The organism is Sphingopyxis sp., assembly GCF_035944815.1.
Taxonomy (GTDB): domain Bacteria; phylum Pseudomonadota; class Alphaproteobacteria; order Sphingomonadales; family Sphingomonadaceae; genus Sphingopyxis.
This window is the reverse complement of the sequence record NZ_DASZAU010000001.1, coordinates 17,583-42,689: the sequence shown is the minus strand read 5'-3', so window position 1 is coordinate 42,689 and position 25,107 is coordinate 17,583. Positions and strand designations below refer to the sequence as shown.

Here is a 25,107-nt window from a genome sequence, read left to right as displayed (position 1 = left end):
CACCCCATGACGGGGGTCTATCACTGGCTGCGCACGCGCATTTTTCCGACGGTTCCGGATGCGATTCGGGACGACTTCGCCATTTTGCGCGCCAATCGCATCGAAACGCTGACCCCGATGCTGTTCCTGATGCTCGCGGCGACGACGCCGACCGCCATCTATGGCGGCGTGGCGAGCGTCCATCCGGTGATCCGGATCGGATTTCCTGTCGTCCTGGCTATCGTCGGGGTGCTCGGATTCCTGTTCCTGGTGAACAATCGCGGCCGGCGGATGAGCCCGCGCCGCGCGCGCCGCATGATCGTCGAGGCCAGCTGGGTTTCGGGGATCACCGGCCTGATGTGCAGCATCTGGACGGTGACCAACTGGCTGGCTGCGCCGCCCGCGACGCACAGCTATTATGCGATGATCATGGCGATGGGGTCGCTCGCGACGGCTTATTGCCTGTCGTCGATCCGCTTCGCGACCTTCCTGAACCTTGGCGTCGGACTCGCGCCCGTCGCGCTCCTGATGCTGACGTCGGGCAACCCGCCCGAAATCGCCGCGGGCACCAGCCTTGTCATCGCGACTTTGTTCCTGCTGCGCATGGTCGTCCAGCAGCATGGGCAGGTGATCGACCTGCTCGAACTGCAGCGGCAGATGCGCGAACTGGCGCATACCGACCCGCTCACCGGCCTCGCCAACCGCCGCGAATTCGACATGCGGCTCGATGAGGAAATCGCGGCCGCGCGCCAAACCAGCCATTTCGCGATCGCCTTGCTCGATCTCGACGGGTTCAAGCCGGTCAACGACCAGCATGGCCATGCGATCGGCGACCTGCTGCTGTGTGAAATTGCCAAGCGGCTGCGCGGCGCGTGCGGCGACCATGCCGTGGTCGCGCGGCAGGGCGGCGACGAATTCGCGATCCTCGTCCATGCCGGATCCCCGCTGCTCGACACGTCGCTCGCCGACCATATCCTTGCGGCGCTCGCGGCGCCCTACCGGATCGGCGGCCGGCCGATCAGCGTCGGCGCGAGCATCGGTACCGCGAACTGGCCCGAACATGGCGCGACGGCGCGCCAGCTTCTCGAAGTGGCCGATACCGCGCTCTACGCCGCAAAAGCCGTTGATCGTTACCCGACGTCGTCGGTCGAAAGCATCGGCCGGATCGCGTGACGATGGCTTGACCGCCCGAAGGGCGGTCGCCAAACCTGCTGCATGACCAAAAGCCTTGTCCGGCGTGCTTCGACCGCGCTGTCGCCCCTCGTCCTCCTCATCGCCAGCACCGCCCCGGCCTATGCGAAGGAGGCGCCCGCAAAAGCGGCGACGCCCGCGGCCGTCAATCCGCAGAGCGCGGCGGCGAAGGCATGGAATTTCGCCGCCAGCGACGTTCCCGTCGATCCGGACATCGTTTTCGGCGTGCTGCCCAACGGGATGAAATATGCGCTGCTGAAGAACAGCACGCCCAAGGACAGCGTCGTGCTGCGCATGCGCTTTGCCGTCGGCAGCTTCGCCGAGGCCGAGGATCAGCGCGGCCTCGCGCATTTTCTCGAACATATGGCGTTCAACGGATCGACCAATGTGCCCGAAGGCGAGATGATCAAGCTGCTCGAACGCAAGGGGCTGGCGTTCGGCGCCGACACCAATGCGTCGACCGGCTTCGACGCGACGGTGTACCAGCTCGACCTGCCCAATGCGTCGGACGATCTGATCGACACCGGGCTGATGCTGATGCGCGAGACGGGCAGCAACCTGACGATCGACCCCGCCGCGGTCGATCGCGAACGCGGCATCATCCTGTCCGAACGCCGCGCGCGCGACACCTACCAACTCCGCAGCCTGATCGACCAGCTCGATTTCCAGATGCAGGGCATGACGGTCGCAAACCGTATTCCCGTCGGCGCCGAAGAGGTGATCAAGACCGCGCCGGCGTCGCGCATCCGCGACCTCTACGACCGCTATTACCGTCCCGAACGCGCGACGCTGGTGATGGTCGGCGACTTCGACCCGGCCGCGATCGAGGCGAAGATCAAGGCGCGCTTTTCGGACTGGAAGGGGCGCGGCCCCGCAGGCGCCGACCCCGACATCGGCAATGTCGACTATGCCCGCGCGGTGGCGGCCGACGATTTCGTCGACCCCGCGATCCAGGATTCGGTGACGATCGCCAGCTTCAAGCCGTGGGTCGATGAACCCGACACCAAGGCGAAGCGCGCGCGTGGCTTGGCCGAGGATATCGGCGAGGCGATCATCAGCCGCCGCCTTGCCAAGATAGCACTGAACGAGGATTCGCCGATCCTTACCGGCTATTTCAGCGAAGCCTCCGGATGGAAGAAGTTCGAACAATTCACCGTCGGCGCGATCGCCAAGGAGGGTGCTTGGAAAGAGGCGCTCGCGCTCGTCGAGCAGGAACAGCGCCGCGCGCTCGAACATGGCTTTACGCAGGCCGAGGTTGCCGAACAACTCGCGAACCGGCGCACCGCGCTCAAAAATGCGGTCGCGGGCGTGACCACGCGGCGCAGCGACGCGCTGGCCGAGGCGCTGGTATCGGCGGCCGAGGGCGATTTCGTCTTCGTGCGTCCCGAGACCTCGCAGGCCCTGTTCGACGCGACGGCGCCGTCGCTGAACGCCGCCACCGTCACCGCGGCGTTCCGTAAGCGTATGGAAGGGGGCAGCCCGCCGCTCGTCCGCGTCACGACGAAAAAGCCGGTCGAGGGCGGCACCGGGGCCATTCTCGCCGATTTGCAAGCCTCGGCAAAGGTGGCCGTCGCTGCGCCGGCCGAGGCCGCGAATGCTGCTTTCGCCTATGACAATTTCGGCACGCCCGGAAAGATCGCGAGCGACGACCGCGTCGAGGATCTGGGCATTCGCCGCATCCGCTTCGCCAATAATGTGATGCTGAACATCAAGAAGACCGATTTCCAGAAGGACAAGGTCATGCTGTCGCTGCGCGTCGACGGGGGCAATCTGCTCGCGACGCGCGACGATCCGACAAAGGTGTCGCTCGCCGGTTCGCTGATGCTCGGCGGGCTCGAGGCGCACAGCCTCGACGATTTGCGTTCGATCCTCGCGGGCAAGACGATCAGCCCGGTCTTCGGCAATTCGACCGATGCCTTCGGGGGTAGCGCGCTGACCTCGCCCGAGGATTTCGCGCTGCAAGCGAAGCTGATGGCGGCCTTCCTGACGCATCCCGGCTACCGCGCCGACGGCCTCGCGCTCATCCGCCGCGTGCTGCCGCAGCAATATGCCGCGAACGATGCGACCCCCGCCGCGGTGCTCGGCCGCGACGTCGGCGGCATCCTCGCGAACGACGATCCGCGCTCGCAGACGCCGCCGCTCGATAAGGTGATGGCGCTCGACTGGGCGCAGCTGAAACCCGCCATCGCCGACAGTTTCGCGCACGGCGCGATCGAGATCGGCGTCGTCGGCGATATCGACGAACAGGCGGCGATCGACGCGATCGCGGCGACCTTCGGCGCGCTTCCCGAACGCCGCGCGGCGTTCGACCCGCGAACCGACGCGCGCATCCGCCAGTTCGCGGCCAACCGCAGCGAACGTACGCTGATCCACAAGGGGCCCGCTGAACAGGCGGAGCTGCGCGTCTACTGGCCCGCCCGCGACGACAGCGACCTCGCCGAAGCGATGCAGCTCAACCTGCTCGCGCGCGTGATGCAGCTCAAGCTGACCGAGGAGCTGCGCGAAAAGCTCGGCGAAAGCTACAGCCCCGGCGCAGCCGCCAGCCTGTCCGACGAGTTCCCGGGCTACGGCCATCTCTTCGCCGCGAGCAACGTCGATTTCAAGGATCTCGCGACGACGCGCGCGGCGATCTTCGCCATCGCAAAGGAACTCCGCGATGCGCCGGTCGATGCCGACCTGCTCGACCGCGCGCGCAAGCCGCTGCTCGAGGCGATGGTCAAATCGCGGCGAGAGAATGTCTATTGGCTGAACTATGTCGGCGAAGCGGCGAGCCACGCCGACCGGCTCGACCGCAGCCGCAAGGGCATCGGCGAAGTCGAGGCAGCGACCCCGGCCGAGCTTCAGGCGCTCGCGAAACGCTACCTCGTCGACGACAAGGCGCTCGTCATCAAGGCGGTCAGCGACAAGGCGGCGAAATAGCGCGCGAGGTCAGGGCGATGTCACTTCTGCACGCCGTTGCGGCCGGGGCGATGCTGTTCGGCACGCCGGTGGCGGCCGCGGAAGCGAGTCCTGATGCGACTGCACGCGAGCTGGAGGAACTGAAGGCCGCCGAGGTTGCCGCGCTCACGCCCGACGCGGCGATGGACGAACGGCATGTCGGCGCGCGCGTGCGCTGGGCCGGCGGCGTTTACGCCATCGACGGGCGCTGCCTGACGATCAATTTCGCGAACAGCGGCGACTATGGCGAGCCGCGCTGGACGCCCGAGCCGACGTACCAGAGCTTCGTCGCCTGCGGTGACGGTGTGTACGATCCGGATCTCGTCCATCCCTACACCAATGTCACGATCATCGGGCGGGTCGCCGGCAAGCGCTATATCGGCATGGGCGGCGGCGGTTCCGATGGCGCGGTCATCGACATCGAGCGGCTGTACCGCTGGTCCGATTGCCTTGCCGGGGACGACAGCCCCGTGTGCAGGCAGGGGTTCCTGACAGTCGAACCGTTTCGCGAGGAATAGACCGGGAAAGACGGACCGAAAGCGGCCTTATGCGCCGCAATGGCCGCTCCCCACCCCGGGGCGGACATCAAGGCGCGATCGCCAGCCCGTCGCCATTCTTGCCCGCCGCGATCCGGCGCAGCACCTGCCCGCTCGCGACGTCGATCTCGGCGACCTTGTCGTGCCCCGTCTCGGCGGCATAGAGCCGCTTCGAATCGGCGCTGAACAGCAGCGTGACCTGTCCCTTGGCCTGCTCGCCCGACACCTTGATCGTCTTGACCGGGGCGCGCGTTTCGGCGTCGAACAGGCTGATCGTGCCCGCCGCGATATTGCTCGTCGCGACCAGCCTGCCGTCGGGGCTCGCCAGCACGCGGATCGCGACCGGGTCGACCGGCCGCTCGGCGATCTTCTCGCCCGTCGCCGTGTTCCACACCGATACGCGCGGCGCGTCGAGGTCACCGACCCACAATTCGCGCCCGCTTTTGGTCAGCGCCAGCCCCTCGGGCTTGCCGCCGACGGTCAGGTCGCGCAGCTTCTTGGCCGTTTTCAGGTCGAGCACACTCACCGTCCCCGACCCGATATTGGCGGTATAGGCGGTGCGGTTGTCGGGGGCGACGACGACCATATGCGTGCCCTTCTGCCCCGTCGAAATCGACGTCAGCTTGCCATCGGGCGCCACCACCGCGACCGACTCGCTGCCCTCGGTCGTCGCGACCAGTCGCCCGTCGGACAGCCAGAGCAGCCCGTGCGGCCGCTGGTTGGGGCTGAGGTCGATCGTCTTCACTTTCGTGCGCGCCGCGACGTCGAACACGTCGATCGTCGTGCTGCCATAAGCGACGACGGCGGCCTGCTTCCCGTCGGGCGACACCGCAATCTCGTGCGGCATCCTCCCCGTCGGCAGCCGCGCCAGTTCCACGCCCGTGCCCAGCGCGACGAGGCTCAGCGTGTCCTCGCCCTTGTTGCCGACCAGCAGCGTTTCGGCGGCCGCCGGAGCGGCGAAAAGCACCGCGGCAAGGGCGGCGAGGGCGGCACGGCGCATGATCATTCTCCCGGTTGCAAGCGCCCACTCTATCGCGCGCCGCCGCCCCGGCAATCGCGCTTCGACCAGCGACATGGGCGGCATTACGATAAGTTAACTCGGCGCGCGCGGCGGGTGCGGCTAGCTTTCCCAAAGGCGGCGGGTCGCGCCGCCGTTTACGACAGGAGGGGGAATATGGAGCTGCCGCCCGTGGATATCGCCGCGCTGCCATTGCTCGACACCATCGTCGGGCTGTTCGGGTCGTTGATGGATGAAAGCGTCCAGTCGGGGTCGTCGGTGTTCGAGATCGCGGTCACCATCGCGACGATCGTCCACAATTGATCGCGGGCGGAGGCGGGCGCGGTTCGGGCCGCCTCCGCCTCCGCGCCCTTCCGATGTCCGCGCCAGCCTCGCGCCACGATCATTTCCCCCGCGCCGATCACGCCCGTCGGCGGCGGATCCGTGCCGCGGTCGCCGCCGCCGAGGCGGCATGGCGCGTCGCCGACCGGGCGCCGGACGGCCTGCTCGCCGCGATCGACGCGCTCGCGGGCGCCCCTGCCGAGGTCGCGATCGCGCGGCTTCTGCCCTGGCTGACCGATAGCGCCTGGCTCGCGGCCCGGCTCGACGCGGCGCTCGCGCTCCTCGCATGCGATCCCTTCGCGCGCCCGCCGCTCCGCCTCGTGGGGGGCAGCGAGGGCGGCGGGCTGGTCCTCGCCGAGCGCGGCGCGATCCGCCTGACGCTCCTCGTCCGTGCGGCCGGCAGCTGCGTTGCGCCGCCCGCGCGCGCGGTCTTCGTTCCCGGCGGCGCGGCGATCCATATCCTCGCGCCCGGCGGCGCGGTGCTGGTGCGCCACGATGTCGCGGTCACCGCCGCCGAGGAAGCGGGCGGCTTCACCGCCGCCGCCGCCGCGCGCTGCCACAGCCGCGCGCCGCGCCCGCTGCGCGCGGGCGAGACGCTGCGGCTCGACACGGCGCGGCAGGGCTACAGCCTCGCCAGCGCGCGCGCCGACGTGCTGCTGCTCGAACTGGTCGTCCAGCCGCCGTCGCGCCTGCCGATCCGTAGCTACGACCTTGCCACCGGCCGCCTCGCGCATATCAGCGCCTCGCGGCGCGACAGCAGCTTTCATGGGCTGGCGCTGACCCTGCTGAGCCATGTCTGCTGCCTCAGGCCCTGTGCGTGGCTTGTTACTATCATTTTGGCACTATTTTTCGCCGCTCCGGACCAAGATGCAGGCGATTCTTGCGCCAAAATGGGGCATAAGGTCTCCGTCACAGATGCGGGGGGATTTATGCAGCATCATATTGGCGACATGCCTAAAACGGCAATCGATCCGGATGCGCGGATCGACTTTCTCGAAAGTGAATTGCGCAAAATCTGTGCTTTGATGGGCTTCACATTGGAGCCGGCATCGCACCAGATCGGGGGCCAAAGCTCATCGGTCGGGACCTTGCCAGTCGCGTTTTCCCGAATGGCGTTTGATCGGACGTATGACGATCGGCACGAGGTAGAGGCGCGCCGAAGGAAGGAACGGGCCCGAATGGCCCGTGCCGAAATCAAGAAGCGGCGCATGCGCGACCGGTTTTTCCAAAGCGACCTGTTCGCCGATCCCGCGTGGGACATCCTGCTCGATCTATACGCCTCGCACTATGAAGGCCGATCGATTTCGGTATCCAGCGCCTGCATCGCCGCCGCGGTGCCGGCCACCACTGCGCTGCGCTGGCTCAAGACCCTGTCCGACGACGGGCAAATCATTCGCGTCCGCGACGATCTGGATGGACGGAGGATATTTGTCGCGATCAGCGAGCAATCGCTGAACCAACTCGACGCCTATTTCGACGAGATCGAAGCGGCCTAGGCGCTCAGTTGTTGAAGTGGCGGTTCGCCAGAGCTGCGATATCCGCTTCGCTGGTTTGCTCGCCAAGGCGCAAGGTCAGATTTTCGATGGCTGCGTTCAGTTCGAGCGCAGCCATGTTTTCACCTAGGCGATCGAGTTCAGCCAATTCAATTTTCAGCCGGTCCCGTACCGCGCGGACGGCATCAGGATCCTGAATTTCCCGCTGCATTCTTGAAACCCCTCATCACCTCCGTCTGGCCGTTGAGGCGTGCGAGGCCGTGCCGTTTATCAAATGCGGGTTGTCGGCGAAACAGAAATCAGTGGAGAGCTTCGGGGAAGCGATTCATAATCATGTGGAATTCCAACTCGCCTCCGACCCACTTTGCCTCCAACAGCGTTTCATCGACCATTTGGGCCGCCACCCGAAGGATCGTCGTCGGGGGCATGGCGGTTGCCTGCTCCAGCTTTGGGAGGCGATGCACGCCAGCCTGTATGCTTCGCATGAGCGCGGTCGCCCGCAGAATGTAATCGATCGTGCGGGAGCCAACGGGGTCTCTCATCAGAATATCCTTAAGCGTTTTCGAGCTCTCGTGTGGTCGATACGTGTTGTAATCGCGCCTTTTTCTCCCAAAAGGCAGCCCACACGACGAGAGCGATCATGGGGTAGGCCGTAAAACCCTGTCCCGCGGAATAGACGCGAGGCACGATCTCCGGCGCTACGAATTTAGCGGCATGAATTGCGCAGGTGACGAGCTGGAGCGCCGGCAGGCATAAAGTCCAATAGCGACGGCTGACAATCGCATGGCCGAAAAATATGGCCAGAACCCCATATTCGAACAATATGATGAGCGGTGTCACCGCCACGAAATACTGTCCCGAAAACCATATGGCGAAGAATGTGAGCGCCGATCCTGCGAACAATGTCATGATGGCCAGCCGGGATTCCCAGCCCCCGATCCGTAGGACGACTGCGGTGCTTGTGACCAGATACGCAATGTAAATGTAACCCCAGATCATGATGGATCCTCCGATCTTAATCACGACCTGGGGTGATCGATGTTTAAGCTGCCTTCACGTCGGCGGCGGGAGCGGCATCGTCGTTCAATCCTTTCGGTTCGAGGATCTTGGCCGCGTCGCCCGTGCCCACGATCCGGAAGCGGCGAAGTCCCATCGCATTGCGGACCTGATCGACCTTGTGGTGGAAGGCGACCATGCTGGATCGCGTCTGAAAAAGTGCGCCGATGGCGGACTGGAGATCGGAATAGGCGCTGTCGCCGACGACCGGCGAAATCTTTGCCGCAACCTGCGCCTCCGGAAGATGGGTCATCAGGGCGCCGACCGCCGCGATGGCATCGTCGATGGCGCGTTCCGCGTCCGAAAGCTTGGCTGCAACGCTGTTCGCGGCGGCAAGACGTTCTTTCAGCATTTTCTTTCCCCTTTGGCGCGCACCCCCCCCGGGGTACCCCCAATCACGGCGACGACAGCGCCCTGGAGATGGCAGCTAGGGCATTGATGAGGATGCCCATCGCTATTGCCGCTCCGATCGACAGTCCAACGATCCATGTCAGCCGCTGGCCGGTCGAAAGCCTGTTTTCGTCCCCGAAGAATTTGGCGATCGGATTGTTTCGCTCGGGCCATGCGGTGTCGCGCCCGGAATCATGTGATGCCGACTTGCGAGAGCTGCGATGGACGAGATCGGCGGGTCCGTCACCTTGCCCCGCCGACACTTCCTTGTCAGCGAGATTGGTGCCGTTCGGAACACCCCAATTTTGAGATACCAATTTTGGGGTAGCTGCCGTGGGCGCTTTGATCACCATATGCGCGGCAAGGCTGCGTTTGCTGACACGAAGCTTCTTGGTCGCGGATTTCAGATAGGTGTCGACCGTGTTGGGCGAAAGGACCATTTCGCGGGCGATGTCTTTTGATGTGAGGCCTTTGGCGACGAGTTCGAGGCAACGGCGTTCCACGGGCGAGAGTCTTGCAATTCGCCTGTCCGTTTCGTCGGGGGAAGCCTCATCTGTCATTTGATCTGTCCGCCCATGCCCCGGCGCATAATGCCGTGATCAGGGGGGGACAATCAAGCTTTGGTTAGGTCGGCCTTAATGAAATTTGGATTGACCCTCTCTAGGTATAAGGGGGCGCGGCCAATATCTGCAAAAAATTCCTTTCCTACATTACCCCGCCATGCCAGCGTTCGCGTTTCCGGCTCTTTGACTCGTCCAAATCCGCTGCCCCGCCGCCCGCGCGAAACATCGCGCCGGCGTGCGACCTTTGCGATGTTTCGCCCATGCGCGCCGTGGGTGACCTTCGCGACCTTTGACCCGTGCTTAAAGCGACAAAGGCGACAGTTTCATCGCGCGCGTCCGTATCCTTTGTCTCCTTAAGGCCACAAAAGCCACAAAACCGGCCCGCTTATGCGGGGCTTTTGTGGCTTTAAGACGCTGCTGACAGCGCCGCTTTCGCCTGCTAGTGCGCCGCGCATGACCACGCCTCTTTCGCACATCCGCAATTTCAGCATTATTGCCCATATCGATCACGGCAAGTCGACGCTCGCCGACCGGCTGATCCAGTTCACCGGGGGGCTGACCGCGCGCGAGATGTCGGCGCAAGTCCTCGATAATATGGATATCGAGAAGGAGCGCGGGATCACGATCAAGGCGCAGACGGTGCGCCTGAAGTATAAGGCGCACGACGGCGAGACGTATGAGCTCAACCTGATGGACACGCCCGGACACGTCGACTTCGCCTATGAAGTGTCGCGGTCGCTTGCGGCGTGCGAGGGCGCCTTGCTCGTCGTCGACGCGGCGCAGGGGGTCGAGGCGCAGACGCTCGCGAACGTCTATCAGTCGATCGAGCACGACCATGAGATCGTGCCGGTGATCAACAAGATCGACCTGCCCGCGGCCGACGTCGACAAGGTGAAGGCCGAGATCGAGGATATCATCGGCCTGCCCGCCGACGACGCGGTGCTCGCGTCGGCCAAATCAGGGATCGGGATCGAGGAATGCCTCGAGGCGATCGTCACCAAGATCCCGCCGCCGAAGGGCGACGCCGCGGCGCCGCTGCTCGCGATGCTCGTCGACAGCTGGTACGACCCCTATCTGGGCGTCGTCATCCTCGTCCGCGTCGTCGACGGCGTGCTGAAAAAAGGCCAGCAGATCAAGTTCATGCAGGCGGGCACCACCCACCTGATCGACCGCGTCGGCTGTTTCACGCCGAAGCGCGAGGAACTGACCGAGATCGGCCCGGGCGAGATCGGCTTCATCACCGCGCAGATCAAGGACGTCGCGCAGGCGCGCGTCGGCGACACGGTGACCGACGCCAAGAAACCCGCCGCGAACCCGCTGCCGGGGTTCAAGGAAGTCCAGCCGGTCGTCTTCTGCGGCCTGTTCCCGACCGACGCGAACGACTTCGAGAAATTGCGCGAGAGCATCCAGAAGCTCCGCCTCAACGACGCGAGCTTCTCGTTCGAGATGGAAAGCTCGGCCGCGCTCGGTTTCGGCTTCCGCTGCGGCTTCCTCGGCCTGCTCCACCTCGAGATCATCCAGGAGCGGTTGACGCGCGAATATGACCTCGACCTGATCACCACCGCACCGTCGGTGGTGTACAAGCTGAAGCTCGGCCACACCAAGAATGAGGCGGCGAAGGAGATCGAGCTCCACAACCCCGCCGACATGCCCGACCCGAACCGCATCGACGAGATCGAGGAGCCGTGGATCGAGGCGGTGATTTACGTGCCCGACGATTATCTGGGGCCGATCCTGAAGCTGTGTCAGGACCGCCGCGGGGTGCAGAAGAACCTGACCTATGTGGGCGGCCGCGCGCAGATCACCTATGAACTGCCGCTCAACGAGGTGGTGTTCGACTTTTACGACCGGTTGAAGAGCATCAGCCGCGGTTATGCGTCGTTCGACTATCACCAGATCGGCCACCGCGCCGGCGACCTCGTCAAGATGAGCATCCTCGTCAACAACGAGCCGGTCGATGCGCTGAGCATGATCGTGCATCGGGGCTCGGCCGAAAGCCGCGGCCGCGGCATGTGCGAGCGGCTGAAGGACCTGATCCCGCGCCACATGTTCAAGATCCCGATCCAGGCAGCCATAGGCGGGAAAGTGATCGCCCGCGAAACCATCGCCGCGCTGCGCAAGGACGTGACCGCCAAATGCTACGGCGGCGACGCGACCCGCAAGAAGAAGCTGCTCGAAAAGCAGAAAGAGGGCAAAAAGCGGATGCGCGAATATGGCAACGTCAACATCCCGCAAGAAGCGTTCATCGCCGCACTCCGCATGGGTGACGACGCTTAATCCGCTTTTTTCGTCAAAGCAGGAAGAGGGCAGGTGGGCGAGTATGGGAATGTGAACATTCTGCAGGAGGCCTTTGTCGGGGCGCTGCGGATCGGGGATGACGCGCGGCGGCGGGGAGCCTCGGCAGGATTTCCTGTCGCATGTCGACACTCCTTGGTTCGCTGAAATTTCACTGAAGAACCATATTGGAACATTGCAGGAAAGGGTGAATCGACGCGGTTGCCAGCCCGGCGCGGCCTTCCTATCGTGCGTGCCGCAGGAGGCCGCGATGACCGGGACGGACAGAGAGGCAGGTGCGGGCATGCGGATCGAGGATATCGTCGTGCATTGTGCGCTCAACGACGGGACCGCGGTGCGCCTGCGCACGATCACCCCCGACGATGCACCGCTGATCCGCGAGGGGATCGCGAAACTGTCGGCGGAATCGCGCTACCTGCGCTTTTTCTCGCCCGCACCGGTGCTGCCCGATGCGGTGGTGCGGAAACTCGCCGATGTCGACGGGCACGACCATATCGCGTGGGGCGCGATCTGCGTTGAATGCCCGGGGCGCCCGCCGATCGGTGCGGTGCATGCGGTGCGCCACCGGGCGGACGGGCCGGTGGGCGAATTTTCGGTCGCGGTGCTCGACGAATTTCACGGGCTGGGGCTGGCGCGGATGATGACCGCGGCGCTGCTCGTCCATTGCCACGCCGAAGGGCTGGACGTGCTCGACGTACATATGCTGTCCGAAAATGCCGCGGCGCGGCGGCTGGTCAAATCGCTCGGCGCGGCGTGGGCGGGCGAGTCGGCGGGCGTCGCCGAATATGAGCTCGACGTTGCGGCGGGGATTGCGTCGCTGCGCGCCGACAGCGATGCGCCGGGGGTGCAGGATGTGCTGCGCGCGCTGGAGCGCGCGGCCGGCGAACGCCCCGATCGGGTGGCGGGGACGGGCGGCCAAGGCTGCTGACCCTAGTCCCCTCCGCCGCCGCGGGTCGCAGACGGCGGCGGAAGGGTGGGGCCGTGGAGCGGGTGCAGAAGCAGTCCCGGCCCACATGAACCGAATAGCCGTCCGCGCGCGTCGCGGCGGTGACCGCGGTCACATCGCGCGGGGCGCTGGGTAAAAAATATCGCGCGCACGATAAAGGGCGCCGGAATCGACCGGCGCCCTTCACCCTGCCCTTTAGGGGAGGCAGCCCTTGTTTCGGCCTTACTTCTTGGCCGGATCGGCCGGCGGGGTGGCCGGAGCCGCGCCGGTTTCCGACGGGGCGATCTCGCCATTGTCGTCCATCGCGTTGGCCTTTTCCTCGCCCGCGGCTTCGACGGCGTCGGCCTTGGCTTCGGTCGCGTCCTTGGCGGGGCCTTCGGGCATTGCGTCGGCCTGAGCGTCGATCGCGTCGGCCTGGGCTTCGGCCTGATCCTCGACCTTGTCGGCGGCCGGGCTCTGGCAGGCGCCGAGAGCGAGGGCCGAGGTGGCGGCGAGGGTAATGAACATCTTGCGCATTTCGAGTGACTCCCAAAGTTGACTCGGGGGCTTAACGCGGGATGAACGCGAGGGTTGCAGGGAAATTGTCATGATATTGTAATCATACGGATTTTCTTTGGGTTTCCGGGCGCTGTGCCGCGCTGGACTGCGGACGGAGGGCAAAAAAGAGGGCGCCTGAAGCGCCCTCTCCCGTCTCTGGTCCGGTCCCGCGGCTCAGAAGCGCTGTTGGCGCTCGTAGAGATCGCGATAATGCTGGATGCGCGTCACGCGCAGTCCGGGCATGCCGCTGCGGTCGATCGACCGCTGCCAGCCGGCAAATTCCTCGAGGGTCAGCCCATAGCGTTCGCACGCTTCGTCGACGGACAGGAGCCCGCCGTTAACCGCCGCGACGACCTCTGCCTTCCGGCGAACGACCCAGCGGGTCGTCGTGGCAGGAGGCAGCGAGTCCAGCGTCAGCGGTTCGCCCAAGGGGCCGATGACCTGTGCGGGCCGGATTTTCTGATTCTCGATCATATTGATTCCACATTCTTACCGTCGGATGGGGGTGTGTCCGACGTTTTTCGATCTAGAGCAGCGGGATTCAACATCGGCTGAAGCCCTCTGGTAAACAGGCTGTTCATAGTTTCGGGCAGGGCGTTCACATCGTCGGACAGGTCGAGGAACCGAACGACGCGCGGCGCTTTTTGTTCCGTCATCGGGCGCGTGCCGCCGAGCATGTGGCGAAGCGCGTTAAGCGTTGCCGCATGCGATTCGCGCACCGCCTCCGCCCGCACCAGCCGCGTGGTCGGCAGCATCGCCTGACGCGCGCCCGACACCGCCATGATGATGTCGAAGCCGGGCTTCGACAATCGGGCGGCACCGGAGAGGCGCGGAAATTCTGACGGGGCGACATTCATGATGCCGGTGTAGCGCAGAGGAGCTAAGGTCCCGTAAATGCCCGTTTCAGTCCCTGTTAGCGAAGCTTAACCCCCGTCAATATCTTGACATGTCCGGCGGAAAAGCTGGTATTTTGGACCGCGCATCCCTAGATGGCGCCGATCATGATCGAGACGATTTCTTCTCCTGCCGGGTTCGACCGGGCCGACTTTCAGCTCGCTTCGCCGCTGAAGGACCGGCGAATCGTCGTCGCGATGTCGGGCGGAGTCGACTCGAGCGTCGTCGCCGCGCTCGCCGCGCGATCGGGCGCCGAGGTGATCGGCGTGACGCTGCAGCTTTACGATCATGGCGCGAAAGCGAAGCGCGTCGGCGCCTGCTGCGCCGGGCAGGATATCCGCGACGCGCGCGCGGTCGCCGACCGTCTGGGCTTCGCGCATCATGTCTATGACCATGAAAGCCGGTTCCGCGACACGGTGATCGACCAGTTCGCCGACGAATATCTGAGCGGGCGGACCCCGATCCCCTGCGTGCGCTGCAACATGGGGGTGAAGTTCACCGACCTGTTCCGGCTGGCGAAGGAACTGGGCGCCGATTGCCTTGCGACCGGCCACTATGTCCGCCGCGTCATGGGCCCCGCGGGCGCCGAGCTGCACCGCGCGGTCGATCCGGCGCGCGACCAGAGCTATTTCCTGTTCGCGACGACGCAGGATCAGCTCGACTTCCTGCGCTTTCCCCTGGGCGGACTCGAAAAGAGCGTGGTGCGCGAAATTGCGCGCGACCTCGGGCTCGGCGTTGCGGGCAAGCCCGACAGCCAGGACATTTGTTTCGTTCCCGACGGCGACTATGCGACGCTGGTGAAGAAGCTGCGCCCCGAGGCCGACGATCAGGGCGCGATCGTCCATGTCGACGGCACCCTGCTCGGCGCGCACAAGGGGCTGATCCATTATACGGTCGGCCAGCGGCGCGGGATCGAGATCGGCGGGCAGGCCGAGCCGCTCTATGTCGTGCGGCTCGACGCCGCGAAGAAGGAAGTCGTCGTGGGGCCACGGAGTGCGCTCGCCGTGTCGGGCGCGCGGCTGGGCGAGGCGAACTGGCTGGCGGCGGTCGAAGGGCGTGAGGTGCTGGCCAAGGTGCGCAGCATGGCGAAGCCCGTCCCCGCGCGCGTCGCGGGCGACCGGCTGATCTTCGCGGCGTCCGAATATGGCGTCGCGCCGGGGCAGGCGGCGGTGCTGTACGGTGCGGCCGACAGCGCGCGCGTGCTGGGCGGCGGCTGGATCGAAGAGACCTTCTCCTCCGACGATCTTTAACGCGGAATAGATTGAACTTTCTTCCCCGATGCCGCAGCTTGCCGGCAAACAGGGAGAAGAATGATGGTCAACATGGTCTTGCGCGGCGCCGTCCTGTTGTGGGCGGCTTTCTTTGCGATCGTCGGCGCACGCGGGCTGTTCGACCCCGCCACCTATACCGAGACCTTCGGCTTCACGATCAGCGGCGTCGCGATCAACACGCTGCGCGCGGACCTGTCGTCCTTCTTCCTCGTTTCGGCCGCCGCCGCGGCTTTGGGGGCGCTGGTCCCGGCATGGGTGCGCGCGTTGCTGGTGCCCGCCGCGCTGTATGGGACCGCGCTGGCGGGAAGGCTGCTCGGCGTCGCGATGGGCGATCCGACCAATTTCGGCATCGTGCAAGGCATGATCGTCGAGGCGCTGTCGGTGCTGTTGATGATCGGAAGCTGGTGGGTGCTGTCGCGGCCGGCGCCGGCGGCGTCCGATACCGCGGCTGATGTGCGGTTCTAGTGCGGCGCGATTGGCCGATTTCGACCGGTAACGTAGATTATGCAATATGCCGGTCGAAAGGGCTCCGAAGGAAGGTGGGGGATACCGGGTGCTACACGCATGATATTCCCGCTTGCGCTTTTGTGCCTTGTCGGCTGCTCCCCCTCCTCCGGCGCCCCCGGGGGCGAACAGAAAATGGTCGTGCCCGAAGCAGGTCAGGTCGCGTTCTTCGAACGACCGTTGACGCTTGCCGCAGCCCGGCAATCGAGCGTGCCCGGTCCGCTGGTCGTATTGCTCGAAAGCGACCCTTGGGCGGAGGTGATCGGATCGGACTCCCCAAGGTTCGCGCTTTATGTCGATGGAACCGTCATTCAGAAAACGGCGAACGGCTTCAGTACCGTCCGCTTGACCGGCGAGGAGCTCGACCGGTTTCTCGATCGACTTGACCTTGAAGCTCTAGCGCCATCTCACGGGCGTTTCGAGGTCGAGAATGCGACAGACCAGCCTGAACAGGACCTGCTTGTCTATCGGACTGCAAAGCCCGTCTTTGTGTCGGTATATGGCTCGCTTGAAGACCGCGATGTCCGTGCGAAGATACCGAGGGAAATCGCCGCCGCATACGACATGCTGACCAAATTTCGGCATCCCGGAAGCCGGACCTGGCTACCGGAAAATATAGAAGTGATGATCTGGCCATATGACCATGCGCCCGAACCGTCGGTGAGATGGCCGAGGGAATGGCCCGGCCTTTCCGATCCCCAGACCATCAGGCGGGGAGAGGATTCGTTCAGCCTCTTCATGCCGTCGTCCAAACTGGCCGAACTGCGCGGTTTCCTGAAGCGCCGGAATGAGAAGGGCGCCGTTGAAATAGACGGTAAAAAATGGGCGGCTTCAATCCGCTTTCCTTTTCCGCATGAAAAGCTCTGGATGGCACCCAATCCCGAACCGAAATGAGCCGGCGAATGATGTCCACTGCTAACGCGCCCAACGGCGCACCGATATTCCACGGATTTCGGCCATTACTTGTCTTTTTGACCATTATGTGAGTTACTGTACGCCGGGTCGCTTCTGTTTTCCTTTGGGTGGGGAGGAAGCATATGGCAGACAATGAAGACAAACGGGAGCGGTCGGACAGGCGCGCGGGCGACCGGCGCAAGGGCGACGACCCCGATTACAACGGACCGGATCGCCGCAAGGGCGACCGGCGAACGGGCAAGGATCGCCGCGCGGCCGATTGAGCGCGGCGCGCCGCGCCGGCAGGAGATCGGCTTTGACTGAACCGCGCGTCCCGCGCCTGGGCGTCGACATCGTGTCCGACGTGATGTGCCCCTGGTGCATCATCGGCTGGCTGAAATTCCGCAAGGTGATGGAGCATTTCGAGGGGCGGCTGGATTTTCGTGTCCAGTGGCACCCCTTCGAGCTCAATCCCGACATGCCGGCGGCGGGCGAGGATGCCGCCGAACATGTGATGCGCAAATATGGCATCAGCGCCGAGCAGAGCCGCGCGAACAGCGGGAAGATGGCCGGGGTCGCCGCCGAGCTGGGTTTTGCCTTCAACCGCGGGCCCGGTTTCCGCATGCGCAACAGTTTCGACGCGCACCGCCTGCTGACCTGGGCGGGCGCGAGGGAAGAGCCAGAGCAGGCCGGGCCGACCGGGGTTCAGACGGCGCTGAAGATCGCGCTGTTCACCGCGCATTTCACTGACAATCGCGATGTCGGCGATCGTGAGGTACTGGCCGACGTTGCGGTATCGGTCGGGCTCGACCGCGACCGCGCCGCAGCGATCCTCGCGTCGGGCGAGTTCGGCGAGATGGTGCGCACCGAGGAAGCCTATTGGGCCGACCAGAATATCACCGGTGTGCCCGCCTTCATCTTTGGCGGGCGGATGCTGATCCCCGGGGCGCAGGACCCCGAGGTCTTCATCCGCGTGATCGAGGCGAAGGTGCTGGCGGCCGCCGCCTGAGGAACGTCCGCACGGCGCCGTGCGTTTCCCGGCGACCCCCTCAAAAGGAGCCGGCCATGATCGACGATCCCCGCAAACCCGAAGCCGACGCGCCCGAGGCGCACAACCGCGAGCAGGATGACGAGGCGGCGCAGGCGCAGAGCGTGGCGGAGGCCGCGCGGCGCGAGGCGCGGCTGGCCGACAGCGACCAGAAGCCGGGCGGCGGCGAAAGCGACGATGTGCAGGATCTGGTCGACCATATGCGCCAGATGGAACGATCGGGCCGGATCGACATGGACGCCTATCGCGGCGAGCGCAGCGACGATGACGAGGACGACGAGCTGGGCCCCGGCGGGGTCGAAGACGACGCGCCGCGCGGCGCGCCCTGACCGGGCGATACAGGTGCTGAAATGGCGCCGCAGTGAATGCGATTGCCGCGCTTTGTCCGTCATTGCGGAGCGGCCTTGTTGAGATTTCGCTAAGCCTCGCTCGCTAGGGTCGGGGCATGTCCGGTCCCGATTTCCAGCACAGGCAGCGGCGCGCCCCGCGTCGCCGCAAACCCGTCTCGCGGCGCCGCGCAGCGCGGTCGAATTTGTGGCTGGCGCCCGTCATGGCAGTCGCGTTCGTCGCGGCGCTGGCGACCTTCCAGCGCTTTCCGGTGGAGGTCGACGGCGTGGCGACGCCGGTCGCGACGCTGTTCGCGGGCGACGGTCCCGCGGCGGTGCCCGACAGGGGCGAGACCGATACGCTGTCGGCGCATTTCTCTTTCTGTCACAGCGGCGGCGGAAGCAATTGTGTCGTCGATGGCGACACCTTCTGGTTCGCAGGGGAAAAATATCGGGTCGCCGACATCGACACCCCCGAAACGCATCCCGCGCGATGCGCCGAAGAGGCTGCGCTGGGCGGCGCGGCGACCGAGCGGTTGCAGCAATGGTTGAACGACGGCGCCTTCAGCCTCGAGAGCATGGGGCGCGACAGCGACCGGTACGGGCGCAAGTTGCGGATCGTCACGCGCGGCGGGGCAAGCGTCGGATCGATGCTGGTCGACGAGGGGCTGGCGCGGCCCTGGGAGGGCGCGCGGCGCCCATGGTGCGGAGGGGCTTCCTAGAAACCCGACGCTAGTCGCGCGGTTCGTCCGCGGGATCGGTGCCCTCGGCATCGGTTTCGGTCTCGGTGTCCGCCTCGTCGGCGATCGCGGCGGCATCGGCGGCGGCTTCGACCGCCGCTGCGGCGCTTTCGGCATCCGAAGCGTCTGGCACGGGCGGCAGTTCGCCGCGCAGCGGCGGGTTCGGTCCCGCGAGCTGGCGATCGATATCGGCCGCGAGCAGCTGGGCGACCGGATCGTCGCCGAGCGCCCCCAGTTCGTCGCGGCGCGCCGCGAGCGCGGCGGCGCGTTCCTCCTCGGGAAGCTTCGCGACGCCGATATAGAAGCGGACGAGTTGCAACCAGGGCGCGTCGTCGGTCAGGACATCTTCGGCCCAGCGGCTGAACGGGCCGCCGGCCTCGCGCCACCGGCCGTCCTCGCGATCGAGGAAGAAGAGGACGCGCGACCCGCGCGGGAAGACATAGCGCGTACAGGCGCCCGCGAAGCTCTGTGGATGCGCTTCGCGGAGCTCATAGGGATTGCTGAGCAGCATTTCGGCGCCGGTCGCGATCGTGGCGGGCAATGCCACCGGGCCACTGGGCGTGGCGCCTTTGAGCGCCTCCACCGGTTCGACCGCGATCATCTGTTCCTCGCCGCTGTCGGGCGCGAAGTCGCCCGCGGTGACGGTACCGAGCAGGATCAGGTCGGCGCGCTCGACGAGTTCGAGGTTGGTCGGGACGCGGTAGCCCGGCGCGACCGAGCAGGCGAAGGCCGGGACCGGCGCAGCGAGACACGCGAGTGCGGCGAGCGGGATGAGCAAACGCATCGGCGAAACCTAGCGCCGCATGGCGCGCTTGGAAAGCGGGCGCGGCTTTGGGGCAGCCCGTCCTGGTCTATGGAGCCGACTCGCTTTCGATGCGTATGGTGGCGAGGCTCCCCCTCCCGGAGCGCAAGGAGAATGACGATGGCAGAGCATGACCATAGCGCGATCAAGGAAGATATGAACGTCATCGGCGCCGACGGCGTCCATATCGGGACCGTCGACCATCTCGACGGCGAACGCATCAAGCTGACCAGGGCCGACAGCGTCGACGGCAAGCATCATTATCTGCCCGCCGGCCTTGTCGCTGCGGTCGAGGGCGACACGGTCCGCCTGTCGGCGAACGCGGCCAACGCGGTCGACCTGTTCGAAGAAGCCGAATAGCCGAAACAACAGAGGGCCGGCGGCGTAATCCGGCGCGCCGGCACCGAACTGGCCCGTCCCCTGTGCGGGGGCGGGCCATTTTCTTGCGCGCCTTCGCGCCATTTGTGATTTTTCAAGGCCTTGGCCATAAGGCGCCGAGGCGATGGGTATCGGGCAACGGGACGGGATGCCGCGTGCGAGGCGCGCAGGGCTTTGGCGGCTGGCAGCGGCAGTGCTGCTGTTCGCGCTCGGCTATGCGGTCGCCAACCGCTTCCAGCTGATCCATGGGGTCGCTTATCGCTTTGCCGCGGGCGATGTCAGGGGATCGGTTACCGCTTTCCTGTTCCTGTCGTTCCAAGCCCTGACTTTCATGGGCGCATTGTTTCTCTTTCCCCGGCGCTGGGCGGTATTGCTGCTCGCGCTCGCCGGCGCATCGATCCTTGCCAATATCGGCTATACGCAGATCATCCCCGAATTGCTCGACGCGGGATCGCTCGCCTGGATGGTCGCCGAGATGCGGCAGGCGGGCAATGCGGCGGGTGAATTTGCGGGGGATTTCCTGTGGATCGTCGCGCAGCTGCTGATCGCGCTGGCGTTGTTCGTCGCGGCGCGGCGGCTGGCGCGCGGGGCGATGCCGATGCCGTGGGGCAAGGGTGTGGCCGCGCTGTTGCTGGTCCTGCTGATCGCGCCCGGTCCGATCTATCGCCATAGCCCGGTGTGGCCCGAGGGCGCCGAGCGCAGCCTGTACGGGCTGGTCTGGGACATCGCCCGGGCGCCGCCGCCGCCGCCGCGCGCGGCGCCCGCGATCACGCCCGACCGCGCTATCGCGACCCCGCGGCACATCCTGTGGGTGGTCGACGAGAGCGTCGCCGAGGCGCCGTTCCGCCGCCTGATCGCGCCGAAGCTGACTGGCGTGCCGCATGAGGACTTCGGGATCGCGGCGGCGCTCGGCCATTGCAGCGCTCCGGCGCAGGTCGCGCTGCGGTCGGGGGTCGACGTCCGCCGTGCCTCGCCGCGGACCGACCTGCGCGCGACGGCGCCGATCTGGGCCTATGCGAAGGCGGCGGGGTACCGGACGACGCTGATCGACGCGCAGACGTCGGGCGCGCCGCAGAATCTGATGTTGCCGCCCGAGCGCGCGCTGATCGACGAATATCGCCCGATGGTCGGCGGGATCGACGCCGACCTGCAGATCGCCGATGCGCTCAATGCGCGGCTGAAGGCTGGCGGGCGCAGCTTTACCTATGCGGTGCTGCGCGGGGTGCATTTCCAGTATCGCGATCATTATCCGGCGGGCGCGATTCCTGCGCGCAGCCCGGTCGCGCTGCAATATGACACCGCGCTGACCTGGTCGAAGGGGCGGTTCTTCGGGCGCCTGCTCGCGGGGGTCGACCGCGAGGCGGTGGCGATCGTCTATACGTCCGACCATGGGCAGAATCTGGCGCCCGGCGCGCTGCCGCATTGCAGCCGCGAGGCGGTCGCCGACGAATTTCGCGTGCCCTTGCTGACCTTCCTGCCCGCGGTGTCGGCGGCGCGCTATGCGGCGGCGCCGCGCGCGGGGCATTCGGCAAGCCAGATCTTTCCCGCGACTTTGATCTGGATGGGGTATGATCCGGCGGCGGTCGCGGCGCGATACGACAACGACCTGACGCAGCCTACCGCGCGCTTCGTGTGGTTCGGGCGGACGGTGATCCCGACGGGCGGCGACGGACGGATCGACGTCACCGCCGGCCCCGATTTCCCCGGACGCTGAAACGGCGCCCGGCCCCGAACGGCGAAAGGGAGCCGGCATCCCGGCTCCCTCCCCGATCGCTGGCGCGATGCGGTCTGCTGAGGGGAGCCGGGTGCACCCGGCTCCCCGAGCGCGGCAACATCCCTCGCTGCGAGGGGTCGCCGCCGCTGTTGCTGGCTAGCGCGATTCGACGGCGGCCGTCGTGCGCGCTTCGATCTCGGCGCTCGACAATTTGGTGACGAGGCCGTGCGAGGACCCGACCGCGCCATGGTAGATGGCGGCGAGCGGGACGTTGTAGAGTTTGCCTTCGCGCACGACGATCGCGGTATCGCCGTCGACGCTCTGGACGGTGCCGATGCTCTGGCCGTCGGTGCCGTAAATCTCGGCGCCCGCGCGCACCTGTTCGCGCGTGGCGAGGGTGAGGTTCGCGGCGTCGACTGCCTTGGCGGCGGCACTATCGACCGGCTGCGCCGCGCTGGCGGCGGGGTCGGCCGCGGGCTGGGCCAGCGCGGGCACGGCGAAAAGGGCGAGCGCGATGAGGGCGGGGGCGTTGCGCATGTCGGTCTCCATCATCCGGCATCGATTCGATGCTTCGATGGAGAAACCGGCAGCTTGCCCGCTTGTTGCTTCCGCCCCCGCGTGCTTGCGGCGGACGGCGGCGCGGGCGCGACGAGCGGCCGACGGATGCGCCTGTGGGGTGCGCTTAGTGCGGATTTTGGCGCGGCGGCCCGGCGATCAGCTTGTTGAGCGTCGCGAGGCGCCGGCGCGCCGCGGTCCAGTCGCGTTCGGGATGCGCCTGGATCTGGTCGAGGAGGGTGCGGACCTCCTTGCGGCGGTCGCCTTCGGTTACGGCCTGCATGGGCTTTCTCCTTTCGCGGCGACTATAGCAGCGATCGCCGGGGCGCGGTACCGGCCTGCCGCGCGCGCGGCCCGGTTAGTCCTTTCCGGGGACGACGACGGCGACCGGCGCCTCGGGATCGACCGCGCCGCGGCAGTCGGTCGCCTTGTCGAAGCCGAGTATATAAAGCTCGTCGGCCTCGCGCAGGCTGACGACCTGGTTGCCGCGAAAGCCGACGAGCCATGTGTGGTGCGCGGTTTCATAATGCGGGTCGGGTTTGTAGATCGGCATCAGCATGCCGTCGTCGCCCGCATAGCGATGCAGCTCCCAGCGTTCGCGCTCGACTCGCGCGACATAGAGGGCGACGGTCTCTTCGTTGCGATCGTCGATGCGGCGGAGCGCGATCAGGCGCATCGGCAGTTTGTCGGGCTTGCCATTGTGCGTGCGCAGTCCCGCGAGCAGCGCGTCCCATTCGGTCGTCTGCACGCGGCCGAGCGCATCGGTCGTCACCTGCATGCCGGGCAGGAGGTCGGTAAGATCGCGGCGTTCGGCGGTTGCGAGCCGCGCGAGCACGCCCGCAAGCACCCCGCACGCGCGCTCGGCCTTGTGCGGCGGAAAGGGGACGATCGTGGTCGCGGCGGCGGGTGGTGCAAGCGCGGCGATGGCGGCGGCGGTCGCCGCGACGATAATGCGATGACGCGACAGCATGTGGCGACCCTCCCCCGGCTCTGGGTGCGCGCGGCGGTGCGGACTGTCAAGCGCGTGCGGGCGGCCGCCCGTCAATCGGCCCAGTCGGCGGGTGGGACGAAGGCCTCGCCGCGCGCGCTGGCGGCGGCCGCCTGTTCGGCGATTTCGATCTTGCGCGCCAGCCGTTCCTGCTGTGCGGCTTCCTCTTCGGCTGGTTCGCGCGATTGTTTGCACAGATCGACGAAGATGCCGATCGGGTCGTGGAGCACGGCGCCGACCATCAGGATCGCGCAACCGATGACGATATAGGCGATCAGGTCGGTCATGCGGGGCCTTTTCGATAGGATCGCGCGCCGGTTTAGCGCGGCAGTCGTTAAGGAGGCGTTGGGACCGCCGGCGCCCGACCAAAGATGGCAAAGATCGCGCGCCGTGCGATGTTTGGCGCGGCGCGGGGCAAAGGATTCGACAGGTCAAAGAGCCAGCGGCGGAAGGCTGGCACGCGGCGGCAATGTAGGAAAGGGGGCGCCGGTCCTATTTTGCACCGGCGGGCGTCGCGCGCTTCAGGGCGTGGCCGTTTCCGTCCCCGCCGGCGGATAGGGCGCGGCGGGGGCGTGGTCGTAGCTGAGGCTCTCCGCGAGGCGAAAACGGCCCTCGGCGGGGATCCATTGCCAGACATTCATATATTTGGCGCCGCCGACGAGCGTCCAGCGCGGCGCGCGCGGCGTCCATTCGAAAAAGACATGCGCGCCCTCCTCGAGCGCGCCCCAGTCGCCCATCGGGCGGACGATGCGCGATCCGGGGGCGATCTGGCGGCGGTTCTTGTACCCCGCGTCCGCGCCGCCCGGCCGCCGCCGCGCGCATTGCCGTTCGAACCCCGCGACCATGTCGGCGCGGTCCTTCGCCGACAGCCCGCCCTTGTCGTGGATCATGCGGTAATCGGGGGTGAGCAGGTCGGTCAGCGCCTGCGGCGTGCAGCCTTCGAACGCCGCCCAGAACAGGCGCGCGTCCCCGTCGGCAATCGCGTTCGTCAGCGCGTCGCCTGTCGGCATCGGGGCGGGAGCGGTGGGCGCGGCCGGGGTGGTGGCGGAGAGGGCGGCGGCGAACAGGAGCGAGACGGGCATGGCATCATCCTTACTGTATCGGTGATATAATACAGCAAATCGCATGCGGAGCAAATCCCGATCGCGCGGCGGCGGGGAAGGCTGGCGCGGCGCGGCGACCGTCCCTATCTGTGCCGCGATGACGAATGCGGACCGGAATATGGTGGTGGTGGCAAGGCTGCGTGCGGCGCCGCTGGTGGCGTGGCAGGCGCTGTGCGCGCTGCTGCTCGGCATGTTGCTGACGCGGCTCCACTGGGGCGGCGATCCGCTCGACGCGCTGCGCAACATGGTGTTCGGACAGCCGCTGGTCCTGCTCGGGATCGCCGCGGTGCTGACCCTGTGGGCCTATTGGATCGGCGTGTGGCGCCGCCGCCACGCCTATGTGCGCCACGACGGGGTGATGCTCTATCGCGGTTCGAGCGCGCGCTGGCCGCTGTCGCTCGTCCGCGACGTCGTGGTGGCGCGCGGCAACAGCGGGCTCGAGTCGCTGCGGCTGGTCGTCGACGACGACAGCGAGGTCACGCGCGAACTGGCAAAGCTCTACCTGCTCGACGGCGCGCCCGAGGTGGTGCGCGACGGGGTGATGTTCGCGGTGGCGCGCGTGGGCGGCCGGTTGGAGCCGGTTACGGTGCATTGAGGGGGCTAAGCATTTTTAGCCGAATTGACCAAT

General features: G+C 66.3%; 32 protein-coding genes. 17 read left to right on the top strand and 15 right to left on the bottom strand.

Annotated features, from left to right (window positions below; translation table 11 throughout):
• Nucleotides 1-6 precede the first annotated feature (6 nt).
• The 3 genes from VGU00_RS00245 to VGU00_RS00235 are packed head-to-tail and all read left to right on the top strand — an operon-like array spanning nucleotide 7 to nucleotide 4,625.
• Complete coding sequence (locus VGU00_RS00245) at nucleotides 7-1,152, top strand: diguanylate cyclase domain-containing protein (RefSeq protein ID WP_327464305.1); 1,146 nt, start codon at nucleotides 7-9, stop codon at nucleotides 1,150-1,152.
• Between the two features lie 42 nt (nucleotides 1,153-1,194).
• Nucleotides 1,195-4,089, top strand: a complete 2,895-nt coding sequence (locus VGU00_RS00240; protein ID WP_327464303.1) for a M16 family metallopeptidase — start codon at nucleotides 1,195-1,197, stop codon at nucleotides 4,087-4,089.
• Between the two features lie 17 nt (nucleotides 4,090-4,106).
• Nucleotides 4,107-4,625 (top strand): Slp family lipoprotein, encoded by a 519-nt coding sequence (locus VGU00_RS00235; protein ID WP_327464301.1) that lies wholly within the window; start codon nucleotides 4,107-4,109, stop codon nucleotides 4,623-4,625.
• A 67-nt stretch (nucleotides 4,626-4,692) separates the two neighbouring features.
• On the opposite strand, the gene VGU00_RS00230 is transcribed toward VGU00_RS00235, so the two are convergent.
• Nucleotides 4,693-5,643, bottom strand: a complete 951-nt coding sequence (locus tag VGU00_RS00230; protein ID WP_327464299.1) for a YncE family protein — start codon at nucleotides 5,641-5,643, stop codon at nucleotides 4,693-4,695.
• Between the two features lie 174 nt (nucleotides 5,644-5,817).
• Between VGU00_RS00230 and VGU00_RS00225 the strand changes: the two genes are divergently transcribed.
• Both VGU00_RS00225 and VGU00_RS00220 read left to right on the top strand, forming a co-directional pair.
• Complete coding sequence (locus tag VGU00_RS00225; RefSeq protein WP_327464297.1) at nucleotides 5,818-5,964, top strand: hypothetical protein; 147 nt, start codon at nucleotides 5,818-5,820, stop codon at nucleotides 5,962-5,964.
• 53 nt (nucleotides 5,965-6,017) lie between these two features.
• Nucleotides 6,018-7,478: a hypothetical protein gene (locus VGU00_RS00220; RefSeq protein ID WP_327464295.1), complete on the top strand. Its 1,461-nt coding sequence runs from the start codon at nucleotides 6,018-6,020 to the stop codon at nucleotides 7,476-7,478.
• Nucleotides 7,479-7,482: 4 nt separating this feature from the next.
• Here VGU00_RS00220 and VGU00_RS00215 read toward each other — a convergent pair whose 3' ends face one another.
• The 5 genes from VGU00_RS00215 to VGU00_RS00195 form a co-directional block, all read right to left on the bottom strand.
• Nucleotides 7,483-7,686 (bottom strand): hypothetical protein, encoded by a 204-nt coding sequence (locus VGU00_RS00215; protein WP_327464293.1) that lies wholly within the window; start codon nucleotides 7,684-7,686, stop codon nucleotides 7,483-7,485.
• Nucleotides 7,687-7,774: 88 nt separating this feature from the next.
• The gene (locus tag VGU00_RS00210) at nucleotides 7,775-8,017 is read right to left on the bottom strand and encodes a hypothetical protein (protein WP_327464291.1); all 243 of its coding nucleotides are present in this window, start codon (nucleotides 8,015-8,017) and stop codon (nucleotides 7,775-7,777) included.
• Nucleotides 8,018-8,027: 10 nt separating this feature from the next.
• Nucleotides 8,028-8,474, bottom strand: coding sequence for a hypothetical protein (locus VGU00_RS00205; protein ID WP_327464289.1), 447 nt, complete (start codon nucleotides 8,472-8,474; stop codon nucleotides 8,028-8,030).
• 43 nt (nucleotides 8,475-8,517) lie between these two features.
• Nucleotides 8,518-8,883: a hypothetical protein gene (locus tag VGU00_RS00200; RefSeq protein WP_327464287.1), complete on the bottom strand. Its 366-nt coding sequence runs from the start codon at nucleotides 8,881-8,883 to the stop codon at nucleotides 8,518-8,520.
• Nucleotides 8,884-8,926: 43 nt separating this feature from the next.
• Nucleotides 8,927-9,481 carry a helix-turn-helix transcriptional regulator gene (locus VGU00_RS00195; RefSeq protein WP_327464285.1) on the bottom strand — a complete coding sequence of 185 codons (555 nt, stop codon included), beginning with the start codon at nucleotides 9,479-9,481 and terminating at the stop codon, nucleotides 8,927-8,929.
• A gap of 456 nt (nucleotides 9,482-9,937) precedes the next feature.
• On the opposite strand from VGU00_RS00195, the gene lepA reads away from it, so the two are divergent.
• Together lepA and VGU00_RS00185 are read left to right on the top strand one after the other, a co-directional pair.
• A complete protein-coding gene (lepA, locus tag VGU00_RS00190) occupies nucleotides 9,938-11,761 on the top strand; it encodes a translation elongation factor 4 (RefSeq protein WP_327464283.1) in 1,824 nt (607 codons plus the stop codon).
• 268 nt (nucleotides 11,762-12,029) lie between these two features.
• Nucleotides 12,030-12,707 (top strand): GNAT family N-acetyltransferase, encoded by a 678-nt coding sequence (locus VGU00_RS00185; RefSeq protein WP_327464281.1) that lies wholly within the window; start codon nucleotides 12,030-12,032, stop codon nucleotides 12,705-12,707.
• 240 nt (nucleotides 12,708-12,947) lie between these two features.
• Here the strand turns inward: VGU00_RS00185 and VGU00_RS00180 are convergent, their stop codons facing one another.
• From VGU00_RS00180 to VGU00_RS00170, 3 genes are all read right to left on the bottom strand, one after another.
• Nucleotides 12,948-13,241: a hypothetical protein gene (locus VGU00_RS00180; RefSeq protein WP_327464279.1), complete on the bottom strand. Its 294-nt coding sequence runs from the start codon at nucleotides 13,239-13,241 to the stop codon at nucleotides 12,948-12,950.
• 195 nt (nucleotides 13,242-13,436) lie between these two features.
• Nucleotides 13,437-13,736, bottom strand: coding sequence for a DUF1153 domain-containing protein (locus tag VGU00_RS00175; protein WP_327464277.1), 300 nt, complete (start codon nucleotides 13,734-13,736; stop codon nucleotides 13,437-13,439).
• Entirely contained in the window at nucleotides 13,733-14,119 is a 387-nt protein-coding gene (locus tag VGU00_RS00170) for a hypothetical protein (RefSeq protein ID WP_327464275.1), read from the bottom strand. Before VGU00_RS00170 ends, VGU00_RS00175 begins: the two co-directional genes overlap by 4 nt.
• A gap of 144 nt (nucleotides 14,120-14,263) precedes the next feature.
• On the opposite strand from VGU00_RS00170, the gene mnmA reads away from it, so the two are divergent.
• The 7 genes from mnmA to VGU00_RS00135 all read left to right on the top strand — a co-directional run bounded on the left by mnmA (nucleotide 14,264) and on the right by VGU00_RS00135 (nucleotide 18,921).
• Nucleotides 14,264-15,406, top strand: coding sequence for a tRNA 2-thiouridine(34) synthase MnmA (gene mnmA / locus VGU00_RS00165; protein ID WP_327464273.1), 1,143 nt, complete (start codon nucleotides 14,264-14,266; stop codon nucleotides 15,404-15,406).
• Between the two features lie 60 nt (nucleotides 15,407-15,466).
• Nucleotides 15,467-15,892 carry a hypothetical protein gene (locus VGU00_RS00160; RefSeq protein WP_327464271.1) on the top strand — a complete coding sequence of 142 codons (426 nt, stop codon included), beginning with the start codon at nucleotides 15,467-15,469 and terminating at the stop codon, nucleotides 15,890-15,892.
• Between the two features lie 174 nt (nucleotides 15,893-16,066).
• On the top strand, nucleotides 16,067-16,825 hold the full coding sequence (locus VGU00_RS00155; protein ID WP_327464269.1) for a hypothetical protein: 759 nt from the start codon (nucleotides 16,067-16,069) through the stop codon (nucleotides 16,823-16,825).
• Between the two features lie 143 nt (nucleotides 16,826-16,968).
• Nucleotides 16,969-17,109 carry a hypothetical protein gene (locus tag VGU00_RS00150; RefSeq protein WP_327464267.1) on the top strand — a complete coding sequence of 47 codons (141 nt, stop codon included), beginning with the start codon at nucleotides 16,969-16,971 and terminating at the stop codon, nucleotides 17,107-17,109.
• Nucleotides 17,110-17,141: 32 nt separating this feature from the next.
• A complete protein-coding gene (locus VGU00_RS00145; protein ID WP_327464265.1) occupies nucleotides 17,142-17,834 on the top strand; it encodes a DsbA family oxidoreductase in 693 nt (230 codons plus the stop codon).
• Nucleotides 17,835-17,890: 56 nt separating this feature from the next.
• Entirely contained in the window at nucleotides 17,891-18,202 is a 312-nt protein-coding gene (locus tag VGU00_RS00140; RefSeq protein WP_327464263.1) for a hypothetical protein, read from the top strand.
• Nucleotides 18,203-18,423: 221 nt separating this feature from the next.
• On the top strand, nucleotides 18,424-18,921 hold the full coding sequence (locus VGU00_RS00135) for a thermonuclease family protein (RefSeq protein WP_327464261.1): 498 nt from the start codon (nucleotides 18,424-18,426) through the stop codon (nucleotides 18,919-18,921).
• 10 nt (nucleotides 18,922-18,931) lie between these two features.
• On the opposite strand, the gene VGU00_RS00130 is transcribed toward VGU00_RS00135, so the two are convergent.
• On the bottom strand, nucleotides 18,932-19,723 hold the full coding sequence (locus VGU00_RS00130; RefSeq protein WP_327464259.1) for a hypothetical protein: 792 nt from the start codon (nucleotides 19,721-19,723) through the stop codon (nucleotides 18,932-18,934).
• Nucleotides 19,724-19,861: 138 nt separating this feature from the next.
• Here VGU00_RS00130 and VGU00_RS00125 point away from each other — a divergent pair, with 138 nt between their 5' ends.
• On the top strand, nucleotides 19,862-20,101 hold the full coding sequence (locus VGU00_RS00125; RefSeq protein ID WP_327464257.1) for a DUF2171 domain-containing protein: 240 nt from the start codon (nucleotides 19,862-19,864) through the stop codon (nucleotides 20,099-20,101).
• A gap of 166 nt (nucleotides 20,102-20,267) precedes the next feature.
• The gene (locus tag VGU00_RS00120) at nucleotides 20,268-21,833 is read left to right on the top strand and encodes a sulfatase-like hydrolase/transferase (protein WP_327464255.1); all 1,566 of its coding nucleotides are present in this window, start codon (nucleotides 20,268-20,270) and stop codon (nucleotides 21,831-21,833) included.
• 156 nt (nucleotides 21,834-21,989) lie between these two features.
• Here the strand turns inward: VGU00_RS00120 and VGU00_RS00115 are convergent, their stop codons facing one another.
• The 5 genes from VGU00_RS00115 to VGU00_RS00095 all read right to left on the bottom strand — a co-directional run bounded on the left by VGU00_RS00115 (nucleotide 21,990) and on the right by VGU00_RS00095 (nucleotide 24,458).
• On the bottom strand, nucleotides 21,990-22,370 hold the full coding sequence (locus VGU00_RS00115; RefSeq protein ID WP_327464253.1) for a hypothetical protein: 381 nt from the start codon (nucleotides 22,368-22,370) through the stop codon (nucleotides 21,990-21,992).
• Between the two features lie 145 nt (nucleotides 22,371-22,515).
• Nucleotides 22,516-22,671: a hypothetical protein gene (locus VGU00_RS00110; protein ID WP_327464251.1), complete on the bottom strand. Its 156-nt coding sequence runs from the start codon at nucleotides 22,669-22,671 to the stop codon at nucleotides 22,516-22,518.
• A gap of 75 nt (nucleotides 22,672-22,746) precedes the next feature.
• Entirely contained in the window at nucleotides 22,747-23,358 is a 612-nt protein-coding gene (locus VGU00_RS00105) for a hypothetical protein (protein WP_327464249.1), read from the bottom strand.
• 71 nt (nucleotides 23,359-23,429) lie between these two features.
• Nucleotides 23,430-23,663 (bottom strand): hypothetical protein, encoded by a 234-nt coding sequence (locus VGU00_RS00100; RefSeq protein ID WP_327464247.1) that lies wholly within the window; start codon nucleotides 23,661-23,663, stop codon nucleotides 23,430-23,432.
• Between the two features lie 234 nt (nucleotides 23,664-23,897).
• Nucleotides 23,898-24,458, bottom strand: a complete 561-nt coding sequence (locus tag VGU00_RS00095) for a DUF4440 domain-containing protein (RefSeq protein WP_327464245.1) — start codon at nucleotides 24,456-24,458, stop codon at nucleotides 23,898-23,900.
• A 118-nt stretch (nucleotides 24,459-24,576) separates the two neighbouring features.
• Between VGU00_RS00095 and VGU00_RS00090 the strand changes: the two genes are divergently transcribed.
• Nucleotides 24,577-25,074 carry a hypothetical protein gene (locus VGU00_RS00090; protein ID WP_327464243.1) on the top strand — a complete coding sequence of 166 codons (498 nt, stop codon included), beginning with the start codon at nucleotides 24,577-24,579 and terminating at the stop codon, nucleotides 25,072-25,074.
• The last annotated feature ends 33 nt before the right edge of the window (nucleotides 25,075-25,107 follow it).